The organism is Nonomuraea sp. SBT364, from assembly GCF_001083785.1.
GTDB lineage: Bacteria > Actinomycetota > Actinomycetes > Streptosporangiales > Streptosporangiaceae > Nonomuraea.
The window spans coordinates 13363-37315 of the sequence record NZ_LAVL01000081.1 but is presented as its reverse complement, the minus strand read 5'-3'; the positions used below and the strand labels follow the sequence as shown (position 1 = coordinate 37315).

General features: G+C 72.7%; 23 protein-coding genes. 7 read left to right on the top strand and 16 right to left on the bottom strand.

Annotation, left to right across the window (positions count from 1 at the left end):
* Together ADY59_RS29145 and ADY59_RS29140 are read left to right on the top strand one after the other, a co-directional pair.
* Nucleotides 1–1068: sensor histidine kinase (locus ADY59_RS29145; RefSeq protein WP_049568471.1), on the top strand; the 1068-nt coding region annotated here is incomplete at its 5' end.
* Nucleotides 1065–1730 carry a response regulator gene (locus ADY59_RS29140; protein WP_049568489.1) on the top strand — a complete coding sequence of 222 codons (666 nt, stop codon included), beginning with the start codon at nucleotides 1065–1067 and terminating at the stop codon, nucleotides 1728–1730. The genes ADY59_RS29145 and ADY59_RS29140, both read left to right, overlap by 4 nt.
* On the opposite strand, the gene purE is transcribed toward ADY59_RS29140, so the two are convergent.
* The 7 genes from purE to ADY59_RS29105 form a co-directional block, all read right to left on the bottom strand.
* Nucleotides 1697–2203, bottom strand: coding sequence for a 5-(carboxyamino)imidazole ribonucleotide mutase (purE, locus tag ADY59_RS29135; protein WP_049568486.1), 507 nt, complete (start codon nucleotides 2201–2203; stop codon nucleotides 1697–1699). The genes ADY59_RS29140 and purE overlap by 34 nt on opposite strands.
* An 85-nt stretch (nucleotides 2204–2288) precedes the next feature.
* Nucleotides 2289–3437 (bottom strand): 5-(carboxyamino)imidazole ribonucleotide synthase, encoded by a 1149-nt coding sequence (locus tag ADY59_RS29130; RefSeq protein WP_082310493.1) that lies wholly within the window; start codon nucleotides 3435–3437, stop codon nucleotides 2289–2291.
* On the bottom strand, nucleotides 3434–4507 hold the full coding sequence (locus ADY59_RS29125) for a DUF917 domain-containing protein (protein ID WP_049568468.1): 1074 nt from the start codon (nucleotides 4505–4507) through the stop codon (nucleotides 3434–3436). Before ADY59_RS29125 ends, ADY59_RS29130 begins: the two co-directional genes overlap by 4 nt.
* Nucleotides 4500–6017 carry a hydantoinase/oxoprolinase family protein gene (locus ADY59_RS29120; protein WP_049568465.1) on the bottom strand — a complete coding sequence of 506 codons (1518 nt, stop codon included), beginning with the start codon at nucleotides 6015–6017 and terminating at the stop codon, nucleotides 4500–4502. Before ADY59_RS29120 ends, ADY59_RS29125 begins: the two co-directional genes overlap by 8 nt.
* A gap of 13 nt (nucleotides 6018–6030) precedes the next feature.
* Nucleotides 6031–7338: a purine-cytosine permease family protein gene (locus ADY59_RS29115; RefSeq protein WP_049568462.1), complete on the bottom strand. Its 1308-nt coding sequence runs from the start codon at nucleotides 7336–7338 to the stop codon at nucleotides 6031–6033.
* 23 nt (nucleotides 7339–7361) lie between these two features.
* A complete protein-coding gene (locus ADY59_RS29110) occupies nucleotides 7362–8738 on the bottom strand; it encodes a hydantoinase/oxoprolinase N-terminal domain-containing protein (protein WP_231618951.1) in 1377 nt (458 codons plus the stop codon).
* Nucleotides 8735–9721 (bottom strand): DUF917 domain-containing protein, encoded by a 987-nt coding sequence (locus ADY59_RS29105; RefSeq protein ID WP_049568451.1) that lies wholly within the window; start codon nucleotides 9719–9721, stop codon nucleotides 8735–8737. The genes ADY59_RS29110 and ADY59_RS29105 overlap by 4 nt, the downstream gene beginning before the upstream one ends.
* 137 nt (nucleotides 9722–9858) lie before the next feature.
* On the opposite strand from ADY59_RS29105, the gene ADY59_RS29100 reads away from it, so the two are divergent.
* A complete protein-coding gene (locus tag ADY59_RS29100; protein ID WP_231618950.1) occupies nucleotides 9859–11178 on the top strand; it encodes a PucR family transcriptional regulator in 1320 nt (439 codons plus the stop codon).
* Nucleotides 11179–11232: 54 nt separating this feature from the next.
* Entirely contained in the window at nucleotides 11233–11718 is a 486-nt protein-coding gene (locus tag ADY59_RS29095) for a GtrA family protein (protein ID WP_231618949.1), read from the top strand.
* Here ADY59_RS29095 and ADY59_RS29090 read toward each other — a convergent pair.
* From ADY59_RS29090 to ADY59_RS29060, 8 genes are all read right to left on the bottom strand, one after another.
* On the bottom strand, nucleotides 11702–12982 hold the full coding sequence (locus ADY59_RS29090) for an ATP-binding protein (protein ID WP_049568447.1): 1281 nt from the start codon (nucleotides 12980–12982) through the stop codon (nucleotides 11702–11704). The genes ADY59_RS29095 and ADY59_RS29090 overlap by 17 nt on opposite strands.
* 2 nt (nucleotides 12983–12984) lie before the next feature.
* The gene (locus ADY59_RS29085) at nucleotides 12985–13653 is read right to left on the bottom strand and encodes a response regulator transcription factor (RefSeq protein WP_043620820.1); all 669 of its coding nucleotides are present in this window, start codon (nucleotides 13651–13653) and stop codon (nucleotides 12985–12987) included.
* A gap of 235 nt (nucleotides 13654–13888) precedes the next feature.
* Complete coding sequence (bfr, locus tag ADY59_RS29080; protein WP_049568444.1) at nucleotides 13889–14374, bottom strand: bacterioferritin; 486 nt, start codon at nucleotides 14372–14374, stop codon at nucleotides 13889–13891.
* Nucleotides 14375–14390: 16 nt separating this feature from the next.
* Complete coding sequence (locus ADY59_RS49050; RefSeq protein WP_082310492.1) at nucleotides 14391–14567, bottom strand: (2Fe-2S)-binding protein; 177 nt, start codon at nucleotides 14565–14567, stop codon at nucleotides 14391–14393.
* Between the two features lie 90 nt (nucleotides 14568–14657).
* On the bottom strand, nucleotides 14658–15278 hold the full coding sequence (locus ADY59_RS29075) for an MBL fold metallo-hydrolase (protein ID WP_049568442.1): 621 nt from the start codon (nucleotides 15276–15278) through the stop codon (nucleotides 14658–14660).
* Nucleotides 15279–16364 (bottom strand): S-(hydroxymethyl)mycothiol dehydrogenase, encoded by a 1086-nt coding sequence (locus ADY59_RS29070; RefSeq protein ID WP_049568439.1) that lies wholly within the window; start codon nucleotides 16362–16364, stop codon nucleotides 15279–15281. It abuts the gene before it with no gap.
* 55 nt (nucleotides 16365–16419) lie between these two features.
* The gene (locus tag ADY59_RS29065) at nucleotides 16420–16932 is read right to left on the bottom strand and encodes a PH domain-containing protein (protein WP_049568438.1); all 513 of its coding nucleotides are present in this window, start codon (nucleotides 16930–16932) and stop codon (nucleotides 16420–16422) included.
* A 33-nt stretch (nucleotides 16933–16965) separates the two neighbouring features.
* Complete coding sequence (locus ADY59_RS29060) at nucleotides 16966–17781, bottom strand: biotin--[acetyl-CoA-carboxylase] ligase (protein ID WP_049568436.1); 816 nt, start codon at nucleotides 17779–17781, stop codon at nucleotides 16966–16968.
* A gap of 54 nt (nucleotides 17782–17835) precedes the next feature.
* Between ADY59_RS29060 and ADY59_RS29055 the strand changes: the two genes are divergently transcribed.
* From ADY59_RS29055 to ADY59_RS29045, 3 genes are read left to right on the top strand one after another with little or no spacing between them, the layout of a single operon-like run.
* Nucleotides 17836–20037: an FdhF/YdeP family oxidoreductase gene (locus ADY59_RS29055; RefSeq protein WP_049568434.1), complete on the top strand. Its 2202-nt coding sequence runs from the start codon at nucleotides 17836–17838 to the stop codon at nucleotides 20035–20037.
* Nucleotides 20034–20867: a formate dehydrogenase accessory sulfurtransferase FdhD gene (gene fdhD / locus ADY59_RS29050; protein WP_053175250.1), complete on the top strand. Its 834-nt coding sequence runs from the start codon at nucleotides 20034–20036 to the stop codon at nucleotides 20865–20867. Before ADY59_RS29055 ends, fdhD begins: the two co-directional genes overlap by 4 nt.
* Nucleotides 20868–20926: 59 nt before the next feature.
* Complete coding sequence (locus ADY59_RS29045) at nucleotides 20927–22000, top strand: epoxide hydrolase family protein (RefSeq protein WP_049568475.1); 1074 nt, start codon at nucleotides 20927–20929, stop codon at nucleotides 21998–22000.
* Here the strand turns inward: ADY59_RS29045 and ADY59_RS29040 are convergent, their stop codons facing one another.
* Nucleotides 22001–23926, bottom strand: coding sequence for an N-6 DNA methylase (locus ADY59_RS29040; protein WP_049568431.1), 1926 nt, complete (start codon nucleotides 23924–23926; stop codon nucleotides 22001–22003).
* Nucleotides 23927–23953 lie beyond the last annotated feature (27 nt).

Here is a 23953-nt window from a genome sequence, read left to right as displayed (position 1 = left end):
CCCGCCGCCGACGTCACCGCCTCCGCCCTCCCCACTCCCGTCATGCCGCTCCCGGTGCTGCCCGAGGCCGGCGGGAGCGGGCCCGCGCTGTTCCTGGCGGCGGTCACCGCGCTGCCGCTGGCCTTGCGGCGCCGGTATCCGCTCGGCGTCTTCTGGGTGGTGCTGACCGCTACGCTCGCCATGGACGGGGGCGTGACCTGGATCACCGTGCTGACCATGGCGATCGCCGCCTACAGCGCCGTCGCGCACAGCCGCAACCGGGTGCCCGCCGTGGCCTCGCTCCTGCTCGCTGCCGTCCTCGCCGGCGCAGCCGGTCAGGACATCCTGCCCAGCCTCCCGACCTGGCTGGGCCCGTACGTCATCCTGCTCAGCGCCGGGGCGCTGGCGAGTTTCGTCCGGTTCTGGCAGCGGAGCCGGGCGAAGCTCGCCGACGTGCGGGAGATCACGCGCGAGGCGGTCCAGGCCGAGCGCTCCCGGATCGCGGGCGAACTGCACGACGTGGTGACCCACAATGTGAGCGTGATGGTGATCCAGGCCGGAGCCGCGCGCAAGGTGCTCGGCGCGCATCCGGACCAGTGCGAGGAGGCCCTGAAGGCGATCGAGGCCAGCGGCCGGGCCGCCATGGCCGAGCTGCGCACCGTCATGGGCCTGCTCGCCTCCCAGGAGGGCGGGCTGGAGCCGCAGCCGGGCCTCGACCGGCTCGGCGACCTCATCGAGCGGGTACGCGCCGCCGGGGTGGCCGTGGACGCCACGATCACGCCGCCGCCCGGCCCGCTGCCTCCCGGGGTCGACCTGGCGGTCTACCGCGTCGTGCAGGAGGGGCTGACCAACACGATGAAGCACGCCGCGGGCGCGCGGGCGGCCGTCACGGTCGGCCACGACGGCGACCGCCTGGAGATCGAGGTCACCGACGACGGCGGCACGCGCCCGGCCCCGTCGCGGTCCGGCGGCGGGCGGGGGCTGATCGGGCTGCGCGAGCGGCTCGCCCTCTACGGCGGCACCCTGGAGGCCGCGCCCAGAGACGGCGGATACCGGCTCAGGGCCCACATCCCGTGGCGGGCCGCGTGAGCCCGGCGCTGCGCGCGATCATCGCCGACGACCAGGCGCTGGTCCGCACCGGGTTCCGGATGATCCTCAACGCCGACGGCATCGACGTGGTCGGCGAGGCGGCCGACGGCGCGCAGGCCGTCGCCGCCGTCCGCCGCAGCAGGCCGGACGTGGTGCTCATGGACATCCGGATGCCGCAGATGGACGGCATCGAGGCCACCCGGCAGATCGTGAGCGACACGGCGAACGAGACCCGTGTCCTCATCCTGACCACCTACGACCTCGACCACTACGTCTACGCCGCGCTCACCGCGGGCGCCAGCGGCTTCCTGCTCAAGGACGTCACCCCCGAGCACCTGGTGGCCTCGGTACGCCTGGTCCGCTCCGGCGACGCCCTGCTCGCGCCGACGATCACGCGCCGCCTGGTGGAGCGGTTCGCCCGCCGCGACGACGTCAGGGCGGGGCTGCACCGCGACCTGTCCGGGCTGACACCCCGCGAGCTGGAGGTGCTGCGCCTGCTCGCCACCGGCCTGAGCAACGCCGAGCTGGCCGAGCGGCTGACGCTCAGCGCGACGACGGTGAAGACGCACGTCGCCCGCATCCTGTCGAAGCTCGGCCTGCGCGATCGGGTGCAGGCCGTGATCCTCGCCTACGAGACGGGGCTGGTCTCCCCGGGGGCCTGAAGGGACGCCGCCTCGGCGCGCAGCCGCTCGCCCTTGGCGTACGCCTGCTCCTTCAGCGTCTCCTGGAACCGCGCCATCCGCTCCCGCAGCCCCTGGTCGGAGACGGCGAGGATGCGTACGGCCAGCAGCCCGGCATTGCGGGCGCCGCCCACGGCCACGGTGGCGACGGGCACCCCGGCGGGCATCTGGACGATGGACAGCAGCGAGTCCATCCCGTCGAGGTACTTCAGCGGCACCGGCACGCCGATCACCGGCAGCGGCGTCACCGACGCCAGCATCCCCGGCAGGTGCGCGGCCCCGCCGGCCCCGGCGATGATCACCTGGATACCGCGGGACGCCGCCTGCCTGCCGTAGTCGATCATCTCGGCGGGCATCCGGTGCGCCGAGACCACGTCGGCCTCGAACGGCACCCCGAACTCGGCCACGGCCTCCGCCGCCAGCCTCATCACCGGCCAGTCGGAGTCGCTCCCCATCACGATCCCGATCGTCACGACGCCTCCTCCGTCGGCACCGTGACGATCAGGATGCTGTGTCTGATCGTTGCTTCGCTTCGCTCAGTCACGTGTACTCCCCGGTGGCGAGGTGGACGGCGGCGTGGCGGGCGCGGGCGCGGACGGCGGTCAGGTCGTCGCCCGTCACGGTGACGTGCCCGATCTTGCGGCCGGGCCGCACCTCCTTGCCGTAGAAGTGCACCTTCACGCCGGGATCGTGTGCCATGACGTGCTCGTACCGCTTGAACAGGTCGGGGTCGTCGCCGCCGAGCAGGTTCGCCATCACGACCACCGGCGCCGTCATCGACGGCGAGCCGAGCGGCAGGTCGAGCACCGCCCGCAGGTGCTGCTCGAACTGCGAGGTGCGAGCCCCCTCGATCGTCCAGTGCCCGCTGTTGTGCGGCCGCATGGCCAGCTCGTTGACCACCAGCCCGCCGGCCGTCTGGAACATCTCGACCGCCAGCAGCCCGGTCACCCCGAGCTCGTGGGCGATGTTGAGCGCGACCCGCTGCGCCTGGGCGGCCTCCTCCGGGTCGAGCCCGGGCGCGGGGGCGAGCACCTCGACGCAGATGCCGTCCTGCTGCACCGTCTCCACGACCGGGTAGCTGACGCCCTGCCCGTGCGGGGAGCGGGCGACGAGCACCGCCAGCTCCCGCTCGAACGGCACGAACGCCTCGGCCATCAGCGGCACCCCGGCCGCGAACGCCTCGGTCACCTCGGCCTCGGTGCGGCACACCCACACGCCTCGGCCGTCGTAGCCGCCCCTGACCGCCTTGAGCACGAGCGGCCAGCCGTGTTCGGCGGCGAAGGCGGTGGCCTCGGCGGCGTCGGACACCCGCGCCCACGCCGGGCAGGGCGCGCCGATGGCGGTCAGGCGCTCGCGCATGACCGCCTTGTCCTGGGCGTGGACGAGCGCGTCGGCGCCCGGGTGGACCTGGAGGCCCGCCTCGGCCAGCGCCCGGATGTGCTCGGTGGGCACGTGCTCGTGATCGAACGTGATCGCGTCGCAGCCCTTGCCGAACTCCCGCAGGTCGGCCAGGTCGCGGTAGTCGCCGATCCGGGTGTCGACGATGACCCGGGCGGCACTCTCGTCAGGGGTGCCGGCCAGCACCCGGAGCTCTATGCCGAGCGCGATGGCGGCCTGCTGGGTCATCCTGGCGAGCTGGCCGGCACCGACGATGCCGACCACGGGGCCGATGGGACTATATCCGTTCACGTGAGTTGAGCATACCGACCCTGAAGCGGCAGGTAGTCGCAGTCGTACCCGAAGTAGCGCGGACCCGCCAGCTCCAGCCCGGCCGGGGTCGTCCACCGGGGGTCGCACGGCGCGGCGATGACCGTGACGCGCAGGCCGTAGCGCATGGCCTCGGTCGTGACGGGCTCGCCGGAGTCGGTGTCGAGGACGCAGATCAGGTCCGGCGTGGTGGCCACGATCTCGCCGTCGCGGCGGGCGAGCAGGTGCTCGTTCTGGAAGCTGAGCTCCAGCGTGCTCGTCCCCTCCAGGCGAGCCCGGCCGCGCGCGAACCCGCCGGTGGTGCGGCGTTCGACGTCGACGACCTTGCCGGTGAACAGCTTCACGCCGCCCAGCGCGTCCAGCGCGGCGCGCACCGGGTCGTCGTTGGCGGCGCGGGCCAGCCGTACGGCCCTGCCCAGGTCCTCGGCGAGCGTCAGCGTGGCGGGCACCAGCCCGTCGCGGAGCTGGTCGCCGCGCAGGACGGTGTCGGCGCACGACACCTGGCAGCCCATCTGCACGCACGCGGCCCTGGTGATGCGTTCGGCCCACTGGTTGGACACCGTGTCGACGACCAGCGTGTTGCCCTTGTCGTCGGCCACGGCCATGGGCGTGTTCGGCACGCCGATGAGGGTCGGCAGCACCATCTGGGCCTCGGGGAAGGCCCGGCCCATCGCGTCGCCGTCCACCAGCGGCAGCCCGGCCTGGGCGGCGGCCGCGATGGGGATCATCGAGTTCACGCCGCCGATCTCGATGGGCACGATGTGCGTGGCGGGGCGGCCGAGCACGGCCTCCAGGGCGCGCAGCGCGGTCAGTTCCTCGGTGCCGGCGGGCAGCTTCTCCAGCAGCACGGTCGGCGCGCCCATCCCGGACACGGCCACCACGGTGGCGTCGGCGGGCACCTCGTCGATGTCGTACACGGTCACCGGGCCGTGCCTGCGGATGGCCTCGCGGGCCAGCAGCTTGCCCACGTAGGGGTCGCCGCCGCCGCCCGTGCCGAGGATGCCGGCGCCGCGCGCCAGGTCGTCCAGCCGGTCGATCCCGATCTCACGCATCGATCTTCTCCAGGTCCAGGTCGCCGACGGCCTTGATCCTGACGCGGGTGGCGTCACCCGGCAGGTAGGCGAGCGGCAGCTCTTCCACGTCCACGATCCGCACGCTGCCCGCGCGTGCCCCGGCGCGCTCGGCCCGCGCGATCGCCTCGTTCCTGGCCTCGTCCAGCACGGTCTCGCGCGGGCCGGAGAACACCCGGTCCACCTCGCCACCGACCTGGGCGATGGCCGCGCCGACGGCGTTGGCCACCTCGTAGTGGTCGGGCCGCCGCACGTCGGCGAAGCCGGGCAGCTCGCCGATGAGGACGCTGCCTCCGCCCACCAGGACGACGGGCAGCGGGGCGGCGCTGGTGCGCATCCGGTCCACCGCCTCGGCGACGCGCTCGGCGATGCTCTTCAGCGGCCGCTCGTGGTCGACGCCGGCGGCGAGCGCGGGGTCGCCGATGGCGGCCTGCCCGGCGGCCACGGCCAGGTCGGTCGCGGTCAGCGTGCCGCCGCCGAACACCAGCGCCTCGGAGGTGAGCCGGTAGCCGACGCTGCGCGGCCCCACCATGCCGTCGGGGCCCACGATCGAGCCGCCGCCGATGCCGATGGACAGCACGTCCGGGATGCGGAAGTTGGTACGCACCTCGGCGACCAGCGCCTCGCCCGCCGCCTCACGCGGGAACCCGCCGCTCAGGATGCCGACGTCCGTGGTGGTGCCGCCGATGTCGACGACCGCGCAGTCGGCCAGCCCCGAGAGGTACGCGGCTCCGCGCATGGAGTTCGTCGGGCCGGAGGCGAACGTGGCCACCGGGTAGCGGCGGGCATGGGCCACGTCCATGAGCGTGCCGTCGTTCTGCGACAGGAACAGCGGCGCCCGGATGCCGGCCACCGCGAGCGCCTCGGCGAACGCCGCCACCGTACGCTCGGCGAGCGGGCGCAGGGCGGCGTTCACGATGGTGGCGTTCTCCCTGGCCAGCAGGCCGACCCTGCCGATCTCGTGGGACAGCGACAGGTGCACGCCGGGGCCCAGCTCGGCGGCCAGGAGCTCGGCGGCCCGCTGCTCGGACTCGGCGCTGACCGGGGAGAACACCGACGAGATCGCGACCGTGCGCAGGCCGCGCGCCCGGATGTCGGCGGCGACCCGCTTCAGCTCGTCCGGGTCGAGCGCGGAGATCGGCGTGCCGTCGTACTCGTGGCCGCCGTGGCACAGGTAGACGGCGCCCTCGACCGCCTCGCGCAGCCGGTCCGGCCAGTCGACCAGGGGCGGCAGCGCGGCCGTGGCGGGCAGGCCGAGCCGCACCGCCGCGACGGGCTCCAGCCGGGCGGCCTCGACCAGGGCGTTCACGAAATGGGTGGTGCCGATCATCACGGCCGACGCCTCGGTGGCGCCGAGCCCGGCGATGGCCGCGGCGACGCCGCCGGTGACGTCTTCGGTGGTGGGGGACTTGACGGTGGCCAGCACCTGGCCGCCGTCGCCGATGAGGGCGGCGTCGGTGTTGGTGCCGCCGACGTCGATGCCGATGCGCATGTGAGGGGACTTTCTAGGCGAGGACGGGCTGTTCACGGGTGGCGCGGACCAGCCCGAGCTTGCCCGCGACGACGTAGGCCAGGCCGGCCAGCAGGAGGGAGTTGAACGCCGGGATGCCGATCCACTGATGATGCTCGCTCAGCCAGCCGAAGAGTGCGGCGGCCACCCAGATGACGAGCGTGGCGGGCACCCAGGCGGGCTCGGTGTCGGGCAGCCGGCCGGCGGCGCGTGAGGCGTCCAGCACCGGCCGCCAGCGCCGCACCACGAAGTACTCGGCCACCATGATCCCGGCGATCGGCGGCGTGATGACGCCGAGGATCAGCAGGAAGTCGGTGAACCGCTCCAGGATGCCGGCCGCGGCCAGCACGCTGCCGAGCACGCCGATGCCGATCGTCACCGTGACCCGGTTCAGCCGGATGCCGATCGTCGACTCGACGGCGTTGAGCAGGCCGAGCGTGGAGGAGTACAGGTTCCAGTTGTTGATCTTCACGGTGGCGGAGATGAGCACGATGACACCCACGACCCCGGACGACGCCGTGATGATCGCGATCACGTCGGACGTCTTGACCGCGTAGGCCAGCAGCACGCCCGCCAGGCCGAGCACGTACTCGCCGAGCGAGATGCCGACCAGCGTCTGCTTGACCACGTCACCGGCGTTGCGGTTGAAGCGGGTCATGTCGGGCGTGGTGACCGCGCCGACGATGTACGACCCGGCGACGATGGTGGCGCCGGTGGCGATGCTGATCGGCTCGCCGAACGGCGGCGAGGCCACCAGCGTGCCGAGGTCGTGCCGGGAGATCTCCACCCACATCGCCCAGCCGGCCAGCCCGAGGAACGCCGGCACGGTGATGAACGCGGTCACCCCCATCGCCTTGAACCCGCGGATGACCAGCAGCGTCACGCCGATCCCGGCGATCAGCGACCACGCCCACAGCGGCAGCCACGACATGATCGAGTGCAGCCCGGCCGCGAACACCGCCGTCTGCACGCCGAACCAGCCGAACAGGCTCAGCGTGATGACGATGCCGATGAGCGTCGACCCGTAGCGGCCGAAACCGGTCCACCGGGCCAGCATGGACGTCGACAGGCCCTCCCGCATGCCGGCGATGCCGACGAAGATGCAGACGACCTCCAGGATCACCGAGCCGAGCGTGAACGCCCAGAACGCGCCCCAGAACGACAGCCCCGCGCCGAGCGTCGCGCCGAGCAGGAACTGCGTCAGGTCGGAGAGCTGGCCGAACCGCTGCACGGCCACGTTGAACCACGGATAGCGCGCACCAGGTGGCACCCGCTCAAGGGGATAGTCGGAGTCGGTGGTCACGTACTCGCCTTTCTCAGGGGGGTTCACAGATGTGAGGGGCGGCCGGCCGCCCGGGCGCGGAGCTTGACGAAGGAGCCCGGCAGGTAGTCGAGCGGCGTCTCGTCCGCCTCGACCAGCTCCACGTCGCGGGGGTCGGCCCCGGCGCGCACGGCGGCCGCCCTGGCCTCCTCGGCCACCGCCTCCCGCGCGGCGGTGTCCGGCAGCCGGACGATCCGCTCGTACTGGCCGCCGACCGGGCTGACGGCCGCGCCGATCGCGCCCGCGCACCGCCCGTGCTCGGGGTGCAGCCCCTCGGGCACGGCGTGCGCGCCGCCGCCGACCACGACGAGCGGCAACCGCCCCTGCCCCGGCCGGAGGCGTCCGGAACCCGGCTGGAGCGGGCCGGGGCCGGGCTGGAGGCGGTCCACGGCCTCGGCCAGTTCGGCCGGGTCGATCGGGCGCGGCACCTGGATCAGCCCGGGGATGCGCAGGCCCACGGGCACGCCGCCGATCCCGGCCCCGCCCACCGCCTCCTCGGGGAAGCCGCCGGCCAGCACGCCGACGCCCACGCGGGCCCAGCCCACGTCGGCGACCACCGCGTCGTCCAGCCCGGCCAGCACGCCCGCGCCGCGCAGCACGCTGGCGGGTCCGCTGCCCAGGCTCAGACCGGGATGCCTGGCCAGGTGCTCCAGGCTCATCAGCGTGCCGTCGCCGCGCGTCACGAACACCGCCGCACCCGGGCACAGGCCCGACAGCGTCTCGGCCAGCCCTTCGGCGACGGCGCCGGCGAAGCCCGAGAGCGCGGCGTCCAGCACCGTCGCGTTCTCGCGCTCCAGCAGGCCGATCGAGCCCAGCTCGGCGGACAGCGAGATCGGCAGGTCGCCCGCCTCGGCCCGGATGATCTCGGCGGCCTCCCGTTCCTGGCCGCCGTCCAGCGGGGAGAACAGGCCGGTGACGGCGACGGCCTCGGCGGTGCCCGCCATCCGTGCGGCGAAGCGGGCCACGGCGTCACGGTCCAGGGGTGTCCAGTCCTCGCGGTCCAGGCCGCCGCCTCCGGCGACGGTCTCCGTCCCCGCGCTGACGGCCGCGCGCAGGTCCGCCGGCCACCCCGACAGAGGGCGTACGCCGCGGGCGGACTCGCCGCTGATGCGCAGCACCGCCACCCGGCGCAGGCCGCGCCGCCGGGTCACGGCGGAGGCCGCACCGCGCAGGCCCACCGCGACCTGGGCGAACTCGTGCGGAGGCAGCGCCCCGAGCGCGGCACGTACACAGGCCACCGGGTCGTCGGGGACGGAGGCGACCTTGACGGTGGCCAGCACGCGCCCGCCGTCGTCGAGCAGCGCCGCGTCGGTGTTGGTCGGCCCGACGTCCACGCCGGCCCGCACCATCCCGACCTGGCCGCGCTCGCTTCCCGGGCTCATGACGGACTCCCCTCGCCGGAGAGCCCCGTCAGGCCGAAGGCCGCGGGGCCCGCGAGGCGGAGACCACCGGGGGTGTGCCAGATCGGGTCACAGGGGACCGTGACGACGCTGACGCGCAGGCCGTAGCGGATCTGCTCGACCCGCAGCACCTCCTCGGTGCGGGTGTCGAGCAGGGCGATCACGTCCGGGACGAGGGCCAGCGGCGTGCCGTCCTCGATGACCGCGTGGAACTCGCTGCCCGCCTCGATCCTGGCGAGCCGGCCAAGGTCCCGGCCCAGCCCCTCGACCAGGATCGACCCGGCCGTCTCCGCCACCTTCCCGGTGATGAGCGGCTCGGGGAGGGAGGTCCCGAGCCGCAGCGCGCGGGTGACGGAGCCGAGCGCCGTGCAGGTCGCCACCTGGGCGCCGCGCAGGATGTACTCGCTGGTCGCCATCTGGCCGCCGAACGCCTCCAGTGCGGACCTGACCAGCCGCTCCAGCCAGCGGCCCGTCACGTTCTCGATGACCACGGTGCGGCCGCGCTCGTCGCACACCACCGCGGGGGTGGGCGGGACGCCGTGCAACTCCATCACCGTCTGGTCCATGCCGGGGAAGGCCCGGCTCATCCCGTCGGCGTCCACCAGCGGCAGGCCGGTGACGGCCGCCCAGGCGACGGCCAGGCAGCCGTTGGCGCCGCCGATCTCGCTGGCCATGACGGCGCCGACGGGCGCGCCGAACAGCTCCTCGACCTTGGCCCGCAGATGGACGGGCTCGTTGACGCCGCAGATCCGCTCCGACATCACCGCCGTCGAGCCCGCCGTGCCGACCGGCATGACCAGCGTGTCCGGGGCGAGGTCGCCCGGCTGGACGACGGACACGGGGCCGTGGTCCTCCAGCGCCTGCATCGCCGCCGCCCGCGAGATCGCCACCGGGCCGCCGCCGCCCGAGCCGAGCACGGCGCACCCTCTGGCGAACGCGGGCAGCAGCCCGGTTCCGATGTCCACCTCTCCACCGTACGAAATCGCAGGTCAGCGATGGTGTGCCGGGGGCACCTTTATGGGGCTATCGTGTGCGAGTGGCACACGTACTGGAGGGTTTGCAGAGGTTGGCCGGGCCTGTCCCGGCCGGTCCCTTCTCCGGCGTGCGCCTCGTGGAGGACCTGCGCGAGGTGGCCCGCATGCCCGCCGCCGCGATCCTCGTCCTCACCGCCGCCGCCTCCCGTGAGGCCGTCTCCTACCGCCTCGACGTCACCCTCCGCGACGCCGCCGCCGCCCGCGCCGCGGCCCTGATCCTCACCGGCCCGGCCCTGCCCGGGGGCGGCGCGGGACCCGAGGTCGGGCGGAGCGCCGCGGCGCTGGCGGAGCGGAGCGGCATCGGGGTGTACGCCGCCGGGGGCGACCTGGCAGGGCTGGTCGTCGGCCTCGAACGCGCGGTCGCGGGCGACGCCTCCGACGCCCTGGCCAGGACCGCCACCGCCGTACGCGCCGTCCTGCGGGCGGGCGGCAGCCCCGGCCGCATCGCCGAGGCGGCCACCACCGCGCTCGGCGTCCCCGTGCGGCCGGAGGGCGCCGCGTTCGCCCCGGACCCGGCCGGCGCGTACGGCGGGCACCTGGGGACGGCGGTGGAGGTCGTGGCGCGCTTCGCCGAGCTGGCCGCCGCCGCGGGGCCGGCCGACGAGCCGGCGGGCCGGTCCCGGGCCCAGCTGCTCACCGAGCTGCTCGTCGCGCCCGAGAAGCAGGCCCAGGAGCTGGCCCCCCGCGCCAGGGCGCTGGGCCTCCCGGTCGACGACTGGCACGTCGTCCTGCGCCTCGAACCGGTCATGGACGAGGGCCCGGAACGCTACGCCCTGCTCGACGCGGTGGCGGCCAGGGCGGTCAGGTCGGCGCGCGAGATCGTCGGCCCGGAGTGGAACGGCGCCCTGGCCGGCGACGCGCTGGTCGTCGTCCGAACGGTCCCGCGCGACCAGGGCAGGGCGGGCCTGCGCGAGGCCGTCCGCGACGCGGCACACCTGCTGGAGCGGGTCCGCCCGGCGGGCGCCGAGCTGCGCTGCGGCGTGAGCACCGCGCACCGGGGCCCGCTGGGCCTGCGCACCTCGGCCTCGGAGGCGCGTACGGCGCTCAGGCGCAGCCCGGGTCCGCTGGCCGTGTACGACCTGGCCGGGCTGGACCGGATGCTGGAGGAGTGGTACGCCTCCGACGCCGCCCACCAGGCCGTCAGGGAGCTGCTCCAGCCGATCCTCGACCTCAAGGGCGACCGCCCGGCCCACCTGATCGGCATCCTGCGCGCCTACCTGGACCATCACGGCTCCCCGGCCCGCGCCGCCGAGGAATTGCACATGCACCGAAACGCCGTGAGCCGTAACATCCGCCGCATCGAATCCCTGCTCCACGCAGACCTGGACGATCCCCAGCAAAGGTTGGCGCTCCAGCTCGCCTGCCGGGCGGCGCGTCCGGCGTTGTGACAGCCGGTACGCTGAAGGCGTCATGCCTGCCGAAAAGGAAGGGCGAGCAGGAGCGTGCTGCAGTTCGCCAGAGGCCTCTACCAGCGCTTCGCCGCCCTGGTCCATGAGCTGACCAAGTTCGGCACCGTCGGTGCCGCCGCCTTCGTGATCGACACGGGCATGTACAACCTGTTTCTCCTCGGGCTCGATCTGGGCCCGATGACCTCCAAGGTGTTCGCGACGGCGATCTCCACGTCGTTCGCCTACCTGGGCAACCGGTTCTGGACGTTCCGTGACCGCGAGCAGAGCGGGCTGGGGCGCGAATACTTCCTGTTCTTCCTGCTCAACGGCATCGCACTGCTGTTCGGCGTGCTGGTGATCGGCTTCACCACTTACACGCTGCACCTGGACGACCCGGTCAGCGCCAACGTCGCCAACATCATCGGCGTCGGCCTGGGCACGCTGTTCCGCTACTGGTCGTACAAGAAGTGGGTGTTCCTGGAGGCGACCGAGCCGATCCCGGCGGAGCTGCCCGAGGCGGGGATCAGGCAGGACCGCTGACCACCCGGTGGTTGCGGCCGTTGTCCTCGGCCAGCCGCAGGAAGACGGCGAAAGCCGCGGGGCGGCGCCGGACGAGCTCCAGGCGGCCGCCGTCGGCGGCGGCCAGCGCGCGGGCCAGCGTCAGGCCGAGGCCGGTGCCGCCGCCGCCGCTCACGTTGCGGTCGAAGATCTTGGGGGCGATCTCGTCGGAGATGCCGGGGCCCTCGTCGGCGACCTCGATCACCACGGAGCTGTCGCCGCTGGTCGTGGTGACGGTGACGGTGCCGCCGCCGTGCCGCAGGGAGTTCTCCAGCAGGGTCGCGATGACCTGGCCGAAGCCGCCGGTGGTGGCCAGCGCCTTCAGGTCACGTGAGCCGGCGAGCACCAGCGTGCGGCCCACGCCGCGGAAGACCGGCTGCCATTCGGTCACCTGCTGGATGAGCACCTCGTCGATGGAGATCGGCTCGGCCTGGGCGTGCCGCTGCCGGCGCGCGGCGGCGAGCAGCTCGTCGATGACCGCGGTGAGCCGCTCGGCCTGCACGATGGCGGCCTCGCCCTCCTCGCGGACCACCACGGGCTGGTCGGAGGCGGCGACGATCTCCTCCAGGCGCATGGTGAGGCCGGTCAGCGGGGTGCGCAGCTGGTGGGAGGCGTCGGTGGCGAACTCGCGTTCGCGGGTGAGCAGGTCGGAGATGCGCGTGGCGCTGCGGTCGAGGACCTGGGCCACCCGGTCGAGCTCGGGAATGCCGTAGCGGTGTTTGCTCGGCCGGGCGTCACCCGAGCCGAGCCGTTCGGCGATCTTGGCCAGGTCCTGCAGAGGCAGCGTGAGGCGGCGCGACTGCACGATGGCCAGGCCCACGGCCACGGCCAGAGCCGCGACGGCGAGCGCCACGATCAGCAGCAGGCGGGCGTAGACGTCCTGCTCGACCTGGGCGCGGTCGCGGCTCACCCGGACGAAGATGCCGCTGTCGGACTCGGCGTCCTCGGTCATCTGCTCCCCGGACGACGGCGGCGAGCCGACGATGGTGGCCTTGGGGGGGTTTCCGCGTTCGAATATCTGGATGTAGCGGTCGGGATATTTCTGCTCCAGCTGCTTCGGGTCGAGCGGAGTCTCCTGGATACGGGCGTACTCGACCTCCCCGACCAGGCGGGTCGCCTCCGACCTGAGCTGCTGGGCCGCGTCGTCCACGATCAGCCGGCTGACCACGATGCCGAGGGGAACCCCTAGCAGCAGGACGGCGATGACCGCCACGACCAGGGTGGAGGTGAGCAGGCGTCGGCGCATGCCTACTCGCGTTCGAAGCGGAAGCCGACTCCCCGGACGGTCGTGATGTAGCGGGGCTTGGCCGCGTCGTCGCCGAGCTTGCGGCGCAGCCACGAGATGTGCATGTCGAGAGTCTTGGTGGAGCCCCACCAGTTGGTGTCCCATACCTCGCGCATGATCTGCTCGCGCGTCACCACCTTTCCGGCATCGCGGACGAGGACCCTGAGCAGGTCGAATTCCTTCGTGGTCAGGTGCAGCTCCTTCTCGCCCATCCAGGCGCGGCGGGAGTCGGCGTCGATGCGGACGCCCTGCACGACCGGGGTCTCGGAGGTGCCGCGGCGTAGCAGCGCGCGCACCCGGGCGAGCAGTTCGGCGAGCCGGAACGGCTTGGTGACGTAGTCGTCGGCGCCGGCGTCGAGACCGACGACGGTGTCGACCTCGTCGACGCGGGCGGTGAGGATCAGCACCGGGGTGCCGTGCCCTTCGGCACGAATCCGCCGGGCCACCTCCAGGCCGTCCATCTCGGGCAGGCCTAGGTCGAGAACGATGAGGTCGATGCCCCCCGACAGAGCCCTCTCCAGGGCCTGCGGGCCGTCGGGGCTCACCTCAACCTGATAGCCCTCGCGGCGCAGGGCGCGCGCGAGCGGCTCGGAAATCGAGGTGTCATCCTCGGCGAGAAGTACGCAGGTCATGGAGCGATCGTAGGACCTTAAGCGATCGTTTCCCGGGCACAGCGCGCGGTTTGACTCGTCGTTGACCTATCCATTGACCTGGGCAAACGCAGCTAAATATCGGTTAGTCGTGATTAAATTACCGCGATTGCCGTAGGTAAAAGGGTTACGCCCTCGTGGTTCCGGCGGCGAAAGTTGGCGACCAGAAACGCGCGTGCCCGCCGTCGGACGGCGGGCAGTCGCGCGGCCTTCGGGCTCAGTCGTCGACGGACGGCGGCTCGGCGTAGCGGGCCAGATAGAGCTGGTCGCCGAGCGTCTGCATCAGGCCGAGCTCGGTCTCGAGGTAGTCGATGTGCTGCTCCTCGTCGGCGAGGATGTCCTCGAAGATCCGCGCGGAGGTGATGTCACCCTTCTCGCGCATGAGCTGGATGGCCGGGCGCAGCCGCTGCACGACCGCCAGCTCGACCTCCAGGTCCGCGTGCAACTGCTCGCGGACGGTCTGCCCGATGTGCAGCGTGCCGAGCCGCTGGTAGTTGGGCAGCCCTTCGAGGAAGAGGATGCGGTCGGTGAGACGCTCGGCGTGGCGCATCTCGTCGATCGACTCGTCGCGGGTGTGCTCGGCGAGCTTGGTGTATCCCCAGTTCTCCTGCATCTTGGCGTGCAGGAAGTATTGGTTGATCGCCGTGAGCTCCGCCGTGAGCTGCTCGTTGAGCAGCTCGATGATCTGCTTGTCGCCCTGCATGAACGGGCCCCTTGTGCTATGCGGTGGTCAGTTCCTCAGACCGCTTCAGGATCGCACAGATCTTCCGCACGCAAGATGCACAGTCACCGCCGGCCCCCGTGGTGTCGCGAACCTGTTTCGCACTCCGCGCGCCCGCGGCGATGCAGTCGTGGACCTCGTTTTCGGTCACAGCACGACAAACACACACGTACATCCGCGGGAACGCCTCTCAGGGGTGGGTAGGTTAGGCACACCTAAGATAACCCATCCCGGTAAGGCTTGCCTATGTTAGGTAAGCCACACCTCAGTGCCCGCGCGTGATCCATTCCTCCAGGTGAGGGGCCTCGGCGCCGATCGACGTGGAGTCGCCGTGCCCGGTGTGCACGACCGTCTCGGGCGGCAGCGTCAGCAGTCTGTCGCGGATCGACTCGATGATCGTGGGGAACGACGAGTGCGACCGCCCGGTCGCTCCCGGCCCGCCCCTGAACAGGGTGTCGCCGCTGAACAGCACGCACACCTCGGGCGCGTACAGGCAGACCGCCCCCGGCGCGTGGCCCGGCGTGTGGACGACCCGCAGCGAGATCCCGCCGACCTCGATCTTGTCGCCGTCGCCCAGCGGTGTGTACGCGGCCTCGTCCCCGTACACCTGCGACCACAGGACCTGGTCGGCGGGGTGCAGCCGGATCGGCGCGCCGGTGAGGTCGCTCAGTTCCCTGGCGGCGTTGATGTGGTCGTTGTGCGCGTGGGTGCAGACGATGGCCCGGACCGTGCGGCCGCCGACCCGGTCGGCGATGGCCCCGGCGTCGTGCGCGGCGTCGATGACGACCACCTCGCGGGCGTCGCCGACCAGCCAGACGTTGTTGTCGACGTCCCAGGTGCCGCCGTCGAGGGAGAAGGTGCCGGAGGTGATGACCCTGTCGAGCATCTAGAGGATCACCACCGAACGCAGCACGTCGCCGCGGTGCATCTTGGCGAAAGCCTCCTCGACCTGGTCGAGCGCGATGGTCTCGGTGACGAACTTGTCCAGCGGCAGCCGGTGCTGCAGGAACAGGTCGACGAGCATCGGGAAGTCGCGGCTCGGCAGGCAGTCGCCGTACCAGGAGGACTTCAGCGCCCCGCCGCGGCCGAACACGTCGATCAGCGGCAGCTCCAGCTTCATCTCCGGGGTGGGCACGCCGACCAGCACCACGGTGCCCGCCAGGTCGCGGGCGTAGAAGGCCTGCTTGTAGGTCTCGGGACGGCCGACCGCCTCGATCACCACGTCGGCGCCGAAGCCGCCGGTGAGGTCGCGGATGGCCTCGACGGGGTCGTTCTCGCGGGAGTTGACGGTGTCGGTGGCGCCGAAGCCGCGGGCCCACTCCAGCTTGCGGTCGTCGACGTCCACCGCGATGATCTTCGCCGCGCCGGCCAGCGAGGCGCCGAGCACCGCCGCGTCGCCGACGCCGCCGCAGCCGATGACGGCCACGCTGTCGCCCCGGGTGACGCCGCCGGTGTTGATGGCCGCGCCGAGGCCGGCCATCACGCCGCAGCCCAGCAGCCCGGCCACCGACGCGGGCGCCTCTGCCGAGACCTTGGTGCACTGCCCGGCGGCGACCAGCGTCTTCTCCAGGAACGCGCCGATGCCCAGCGCGGGCGAGAGCTCGGTGCCGTCCTTCAGCGTCATCTTCTGGGTGGCGTTGTGGGTGTCGAAGCAGTACCACGGCCGGCCGCGCAGGCAGGCCCGGCACTGGCCGCACACGGCCCGCCAGTTGAGGATGACGAAGTCGCCCGGCTCCAGCCCGGTGACGCCCTCGCCGACCGCCCCGACCACGCCCGCCGCCTCGTGCCCGAGCAGGAACGGGAAGTCGTCGTTGATGCCGCCCTCCCGATAGTGGAGGTCGGTGTGGCAGACGCCGCACGCCTGCACGTTCACCACCGCCTCGCCGGGCCCCGGGTCCGGCACGAGCACCGTTTCGATGGCCACTTCCCGGCCCTTGCCTGTGGCGATGACGCCCTGCACTTCGTACGGCATGGCAGCCATCTTGTGTCAGGAGGATGATCTCCGCAAGGGATCCGCGCCCAAGAGGCTACCGGTCGTCGACGTCGCCGTCGGAGGCGTCCTCCACCAGCCGGAACAGATCCATGCGGACGTCCTGGATCTTCGGGATGTCACGCAGCACGATCTGACCCCGGTCGCCGGCCGACTCCACGACCAGCGTCCCGCAGCCGAGCAGCCGCTCGGCGAGCGTCTGGTCGGAGCTGACCGTGTTGACCTTGGCCATGGGGATCTCGTCGGTCGACTTGTTGAGGACGCCGGTGCTGATCGTGAAGCGGTGCGTGGTGAGCACGTAACCGGTGTTCTTCCACTGCAGATAGGGCACGAACGACCAGATCATGAGCAGGATGAGGGCGATGACGCCGGCCGCGATCCTGGCGTAGAACGCGTACTCCCAGTCACCCGGGATGAAGTACAGCGCCGCGCCCGTGGCCGCGGCGATGAGCACGAGCGCGACGAAGGGGACGATCAGCCGCTTCCAATGAGGGTGGAAGGACCGCACGCGCCGCTCACCCTGCGTCAGGTGATGGTCGGGAATGGTCATGCGCACATGCTGCCACCACGGCAGGGCCCCCGGCTATGCCGCCGGACGAACGTGGACGACATCGCCGGCGCTGAGCGCGGTGGTGCCGGCGCCGGTGTCGACCTGGAGCTGCCCGGCGGTGTCGACGCCGGTCGCCAGGCCGGTGAGCGCGGCGCCGCCGGGCAGCTCCACCCGCACCCGGCGGCCGATCGTCGCGCAGGACGCCTGGTAGGCGGCGCGCAGGCCGCACGCGTCGGCGTCGCCGCCGGCCTCGGTCCACTCGCGGTAGTGGACGTCGATCTCCCTCAGCGTCGCCCGCAGCAACGGGTCGCGGTCGAGGCAGGCCGCTTCCTCGACGGCCAGCGACGTGCCCGTCTCCACGGGCAGCTCCTCCGGCTTGAGCAGCACGTTCAGGCCCATGCCGATGACGACGGCGTCGCCGGTCCGCTCGGCGAGCACCCCGGCCAGCTTGCGCTCGCCGATGAGCAGGTCGTTGGGCCACTTCAGGCGTACGTCCACCTCGGCCAGGCGGCGCACGGCCGAAGCGGCGGCCACCCCGAACAGCAGCGGCAGCCAGCCGAGCGCGGCGACCGGCACGGCGGGCCTGAGCAGGATGGAGAACGTCAGCCCGGCGCGGGCCGGGGCGCCCCAGGCGCGGCCGAGCCTGCCCCGCCCGGCCGTCTGCTCCTCGGCGACCAGCACCGCGCCCTCCCCGGCGCCCTCCCTGGCGGCCCTGGCCAGGTCGGCGTTGGTGGAGCCGGTGCTGTCGACCACGGTGACGCCGGTCCACAGGGCGCCGGGCCGCAGCAGGGCGCGGTTGAGCGCCTGCTCGGAGAGCGGCGGGCGGTCGAGGTCGGAGTAGCGAGACATCCCTCCATCTTGCCGTGGGCGGCGGCATGGCCGTGCCGGGGCGAAGATGGGGGGATGAGGAGACTGGATCCGCGTAACTGGGCCTCGTGGCGGCCGTTCGGGCTGGGGCTGCGTAAGCCGAACAACTACCTTGAGCTGGTCAGGGCGTTCCGATCGGTCAAGGGCAACCGGCGTTACGCGTGGCGGATCCTCAATCAGGGCATCTGCGACGGGTGCGCGCTGGGCACCTACGGCATGCGTGACTGGACGATGCCGGAGATCCATCTGTGCAACATCAGGCTGCGCCTGCTGCCGCTCAACACGATGCCTGCGCTGGACGTGTCACTTCTGGGCGACGTCTCGGCGCTCGCCGGGAAGAAGAGCGCCGAGTTGCGCGAGCTGGGCCGGCTGCCCTACCCGATGCTGCGGCGCGCCGGGGAGCCCGGCTTCACGCGCGTGTCCTGGGACGAGGCGCTGCGCGTGGCCGCCGACGGGGTGCGTGAGGCCCGGTTCGGCACCTATCTGACCAGCCGGGGCATGCCCAACGAGAACTATTACGCGGCCCAGAAGGCGGTGCGCGCGCTCGGCACCAACAGCATCGACAACGCGGCCCGCATCTGCCACTCGCCCTCGACCGTGGCGCTCAAGGAGGCGATCGGGGCTGCGGCCACGACCTGCTCCTACAAGGACTGGATCGGCTCCGACCTGATCGTCTTCATCGGCTCGAACCCCTCGAACAACCAGCCGGTGGCGATGAAGTACCTCTACCACGCCAAGAAGGCCGGGACCCGGATCGCCATGGTCAACGCCTATCGCGAGCCGGGGATGGAACGCTACTGGGTGCCGTCCAACGCGGAGTCGGCGGTGTTCGGGACGAAGATCACCGATGAGTTCTTCGGCGTCAACGTGGGCGGCGACATCGGGTTCCTCAACGGGGTGCTCAAGCACCTGGTCGAGAACGGCTGGGTGGACGAGGAGTTCGTGGCGCGCCACACCGGCGGGTTCGAGGCGGCGCGCGAGGCCGTGACCGGGCAGTCGTGGGAGGCGCTGGAGGCGCTGTCCGGCTCGACCAGGGACGACATGCTGCGCCTGGCCCGCATGCTGGGCGAGGCCGGATCGGCGGTGCTGGTCTGGTCGATGGGCATCACGCAGCACGCCTACGGCGAGGACAACGTGCGCGCGATCGCCAACCTGGCGCTGGCACGCGGGTTCGTCGGGCGTGACGGGTGCGGCCTGATGCCGATCCGGGGGCACAGCGGGGTGCAGGGCGGCGCCGAGATGGGGGCGTACGCGACCGGGCTGCCGGGCGGGTTGCCGATCACCACGGAGAACGCGGCGAAATTCGCTGACATGTGGGGATTCGAGGTGCCGGACACGCCGGGGCTCACCGCGACCGACATGATCGACGCGGCGCACGCGGGTGAGCTGGACGCGCTCGTCTCCTCCGGCGGCAACTTCCTGGAGGTGCTGCCGGACCCCGCCTACTGCCGCGAGGCCCTGGCGCGGCTCAAGCTGCGGGTGCACGTCGACATCGTGCTGTCGTCGCAGATGCTGGTGCCTTCGGAGGGCGACGTGCTGCTGCTGCCCGCGCAGACCCGCTACGAGATGGCGGGCGGGGTGACCGAGACCTCCACCGAGCGGCGGATCATCTTCTCGCCGGAGGTGGAGGGGCCGCGGATCGGCGAGGCGTGGCCGGAGTGGAAGATCTTCACGGAACTGGCCGCCCGGACACGTCCCGAAATTTCAGGAAAGATTCGCTTCACCGGCACCCCGCAGATCCGTACCGAGATCGAGCAGGCAGTCCCCTTCTACGAGGGCATCGCCGGGCTGCGGCGCTTCGGCGACAGCGTGCAGTACGGCGGCCGCCACCTCTGCCCCGGCGGCCGCTTCCCCACGCCCGACGGCCTGGCCCGCTTCGCCCCCGTCGAACTGCCCGCCCTGGAGCGTCCCGACGGCGCGTTCATGGTGGCCACGCGGCGGGGCAAGCAGTTCAACAGCATGGTCCACGAGCGCCTCGACGCCTTCAACGGCGCGATGCGCGAAGCTGTGCTGATGAGCGAGTACGACGCCGACCGCCTCGGCCTGCCCGACGGCGCACCCGTCGAGCTGCGCGCCGGCGAGCGCGTCTACCGGGGCAAGGTGCTGCGGGCCCCGGTGATGCCGGGCAACCTCCAGGTCCACTGGCCGGAGGGCAACGTGCTGCTCGACGAGGCCCGCCGCTCGCCGCAGGCCCGCATCCCCGACTACAACGCGCTCGTCACGGTGCGCGCCCTGTGACCCGGCCCGGCCCCACCACGCGCGTGCGCGTGCGCGAGCTGACGGGCGGCTCGTCCGTGGAGCGCCGCGACGACCTGGCCACCGAGGAGCCGCTGGAGATCCGCCTCACCGCCGCCGACGGCACGCGCCGCACGATCGCCATCACCATGCGCACGCCGGGCCACGACTTCGAGCTGGCCGCCGGGTTCCTGCACGGCGAGGGCATGGCGGGCGCGGGCGACATCGCGTCGATCGCCTACTGCACCGACGAGGACCTGCCGCCCGAGGCCCGCTACAACACGGTCACCGTACGGCTGCGCGGGCCGATCCCCGAGCTGCCCGCGCTCGAACGCCACTTCCTGACCTCCAGCGCGTGCGGCGTCTGCGGCTCGGCGAGCCTCGACGCGCTGCACGACCGCTGCCACCCGCTCCCGCCCGACGACCTGCGGCTCGCCCCCGAGGTCCTGTACGGCCTGCCGGGCGCGTTGCGTGCCGGGCAGGGGGTGTTCGGCAAGACGGGCGGCCTGCACGCAGCCGGGCTGTTCACCGCCGAGGGCGGGACGGTCGCGGTGCGCGAGGACGTGGGCCGGCACAACGCGGTGGACAAGCTGGTCGGCTGGGCGGCGATGCGCGAGTTGCTGCCGCTGTCCGGCCACGTCCTCATGGTGAGCGGCCGGGCCAGCTACGAGATCATGCAGAAGGCCCTGGCCGCGGGCCTCCCGGTGGTGTGCGCGGTGTCGGCCCCCTCGTCGCTGGCCGTGGACCTGGCCAGGGAGTTCGGCATGACGCTGGTCGGCTTCCTGCGCGGCGAGCGGTGCAACGTCTATTCGGGCACCTCCAGAGTGGAATGAATCGTTCCGTTCTGCTATAGTTGGAACAGAACAAGCCGTTCCGCTTCTGGAGGTTCGTCGTGATCCACCCTTACCGCATCGAGATCCCCCAGGCCGACCTCGACGGCCTCGCCGCCCGCCTGCGCCTGACCCGCTTCGCCGACGAGATCCCGGGCGCCGACCAGGGCGTCGCCGTGGACCGCGTCCGGCGTCTGGTCACCCGCTGGCGCGACGGCTTCGACTGGCGCGCCGTCGAGGCCAGGCTCAACGCCTACCCGCAGTTCGTCACCGAGATCGACGGCCAGGACATCCACTTCCTGCACGTCCGCTCGGCCGACCCGGACGCGCTGCCGCTGATCCTCACCCACGGCTGGCCGGGCTCGATCGCCGAGTACCTCCGGGCCATCGAGCCGCTGTCGCGCCACTTCCACCTGGTCATCCCGTCGCTGCCCGGCTACGGCTTCTCCGGCCCGGCCAAGGAGCTCGGCTGGAACAACCAGCGCATCGCCCGCGCCTGGGCCGAGCTGATGGCGCGCCTCGGCTACACCCGCTACGGCGCGGCCGGCAACGACGCCGGCTCGATGATCTCCCCCGAGATCGGCCGCGTCGACCCCGAGCATGTCGTCGGCGTGCACGTCACGCAGATCTTCTCCTTCCCCTCCGGCGACCCGGCCGAGTTCGCGAACCTGACCGAGGAGGACCGGGCCGGCCTCGCCGTCCTCGACTGGTTCTGGAAGGAGAAGGGCGCCTTCAACGTGCTGCAGTCGCAGCAGCCGCAGACGCTGGCCCACGCCCTCGCCGACTCCCCCGCCGGCCTGGTCGGCTGGCTCGCCCAGCTCTTCGACGAGGACCTGGACGACGACTTCGTCCTGACGAACGCCGCCATCTACTGGCTCACCGGCACCGCCGCGTCCTCCCTGCGCCTCTACTGGGAGAACGCCCGCGCGGAGCCGGTCAAGGAGCCCACGACCGTGCCGCTCGGCCTGGCCATGGGTGAGGGCGACTTCAAGTCCATCCGGCCCTTCGCCGAGCGCGACCACGCGAACATCGTCTCCTGGAAGACGCTGCCCGCTCCGACGCACGGCCACTACACGGCCCACACCGCGACCGAGGCCCTGACGGACGACCTCCGCGCGTTCTTCGCCGGGCTCTGATCACTCGGACTCGCGCCAGGCCGGGTCGTCCGCCGAGAGCAGCACCAGGCCCCCGGTCAGGCCGTCCAGGGTGTCCTGGACGAGGTCGGCGCCGTGCTCGGCGAGCTGCCGGAGCGACTCGGTCAGGGTCTGCAGATGCCGGAACGCCCTGCCGTACGCCCGCTGCTCCTCGATCGGCAGCAGGGGGATCTCCGCGCGCCGGACGTCCACCCGGTGCGTCGAGGACATGGAGGCGTAGTGGCGCAGGTTGCCCTGGGCGGTGAGGAACCCGGCGAGGAAGTGCGGGTCCAGCCGTTCCGGGTCGGGGCGGAGCAGGTGCAACTGGGTGCCGATGACGTCGCCGCCGTCGGAGACCACGGTCGCCATCGGCTTCCTGACGACCTGCGGCACGACGACGTCGCCGGGGCGGGTGCGGATCTCCTTGCGCAGGGAGGCGGCCCGGCCGGTGGCGGGGCGGTGCCGGACGACGTCCTCCGCCGTGAGGACGCTGGCGTCGCCGGGGACGCCGGAGGTCTCGCCGGGGCGGACGGGGGCCTGCTGGTGGACGGTGAGCAGGTTGCGGCGTTCCAGCTCGGCCACGGGAACCAGGGGACGGTCACGGCCGGCCGGGGCGAGCTCGATGCCGGGAAGCAGCGCGAGGGTGTCGGCGAGCGTCTCGTGCAGGCGGTCGCGGCTGCGCACGATCCGCTCCGGTGACAGCCCGGTGGGCGTGGCGGGCAGGTAGCGGCCCGGCAGCAGGTCGACCTCGTCGTTCAGCAGGTCGATGACCGGCACGGCCCGGCTCACCCCCGGCTCGTCGCCGCCCTCGCCCTCGCCCTGGCCGTCGCTCTCGCCGCGCCGGAAGCGTTCCCAGGCGGCCAGCGCCGCCCCGGCGAAGTCGTCCGGCCCGGCGGAGGTGTCGACCATCAGGACGTGGCCGGGAGGCGGGGTCTCGCCGGGCCGGCGCAGCACCCACAGGGTGAGCCCGACCGACATGTTCGGCACGCTGCCCACCGGCAGGGCGATCACCGCGCGGAGCGCGCCCCGGCGCAGGAGCTGCGCCCTGATGCGCCGGCCCGACCTGCGCCCGGCCGCCGCCGGCGGCATGAGCAGCACCGCGAACCCGCCGGGGACCAGGTGCGCGAGGGCGTGCTGGACCCAGGCGAGCTCGGGCTCGGTGCGCGGCGGCAGGCCGTACTCCCACCGGGCGTCGGCGGTGAGCTCCTCGTAGCCCCAGTTGCGGTCGTTGAAGGGCGGGTTGCAGACGACGGCGTCGACGGCGGCGCCGGGGAACGCGTCGGCCCGCAGCGCGTCGCCCGCCCGGATGTCGGCGTCGCCGGAATCGAAGGCCAGCGAGATCGCCGTCAGGCGGGCCGTCGCCTCGCTCAGGTCCTGGCCGAGGAGCTGCCCGCCGGACCGCTCGCGCACGGCGCGCAGGAGCATGCCCCACCCGCAGGCCGGGTCGAGCACGCGGCGCGGCGCGCCGGGGAGCAGCGCCGCCATCAGATCGGCGACCGGCTTGGGCGTGAGGCTGGCGCGTTGCGACTCGGCGTAGCGCTCGTACAGGAAGTGGAAGGTCTCCTCGGGGCCGTGCTCGGCGGCGAGCTCGGCCACGCCGCGCTGCACCTCGCCCTCCGGGCGGGCCCCGCCGCCGCGCGCCCGCAGCAGGAACGAGCCGAGGTCGGCGATCAGGGCCGGCAGCTCCTCCTCCGGGACGCCGGCTCTCAGCTCCTGCCAGAACCACTCGCGCCTGGGCAGCGGCCTGGCCTCGGTGTGGGCGCGCAGCCAGTCCTTGATCTCGCTCAGCGAGAAGGTGGGGCTGGTGGCGGTGCCGCCGACGGGCTGGGGGAAGTCCTCGTGCCGGCGGCGCCAGTTGCTGACGGCGGCGCGGCCGACGTCCCCCAGCCTGGCGATGTCCGCCGCGGTCACCTGGACGTCCCTGTCCACAAGCTCTCCTCACCAACGATGTCGGGG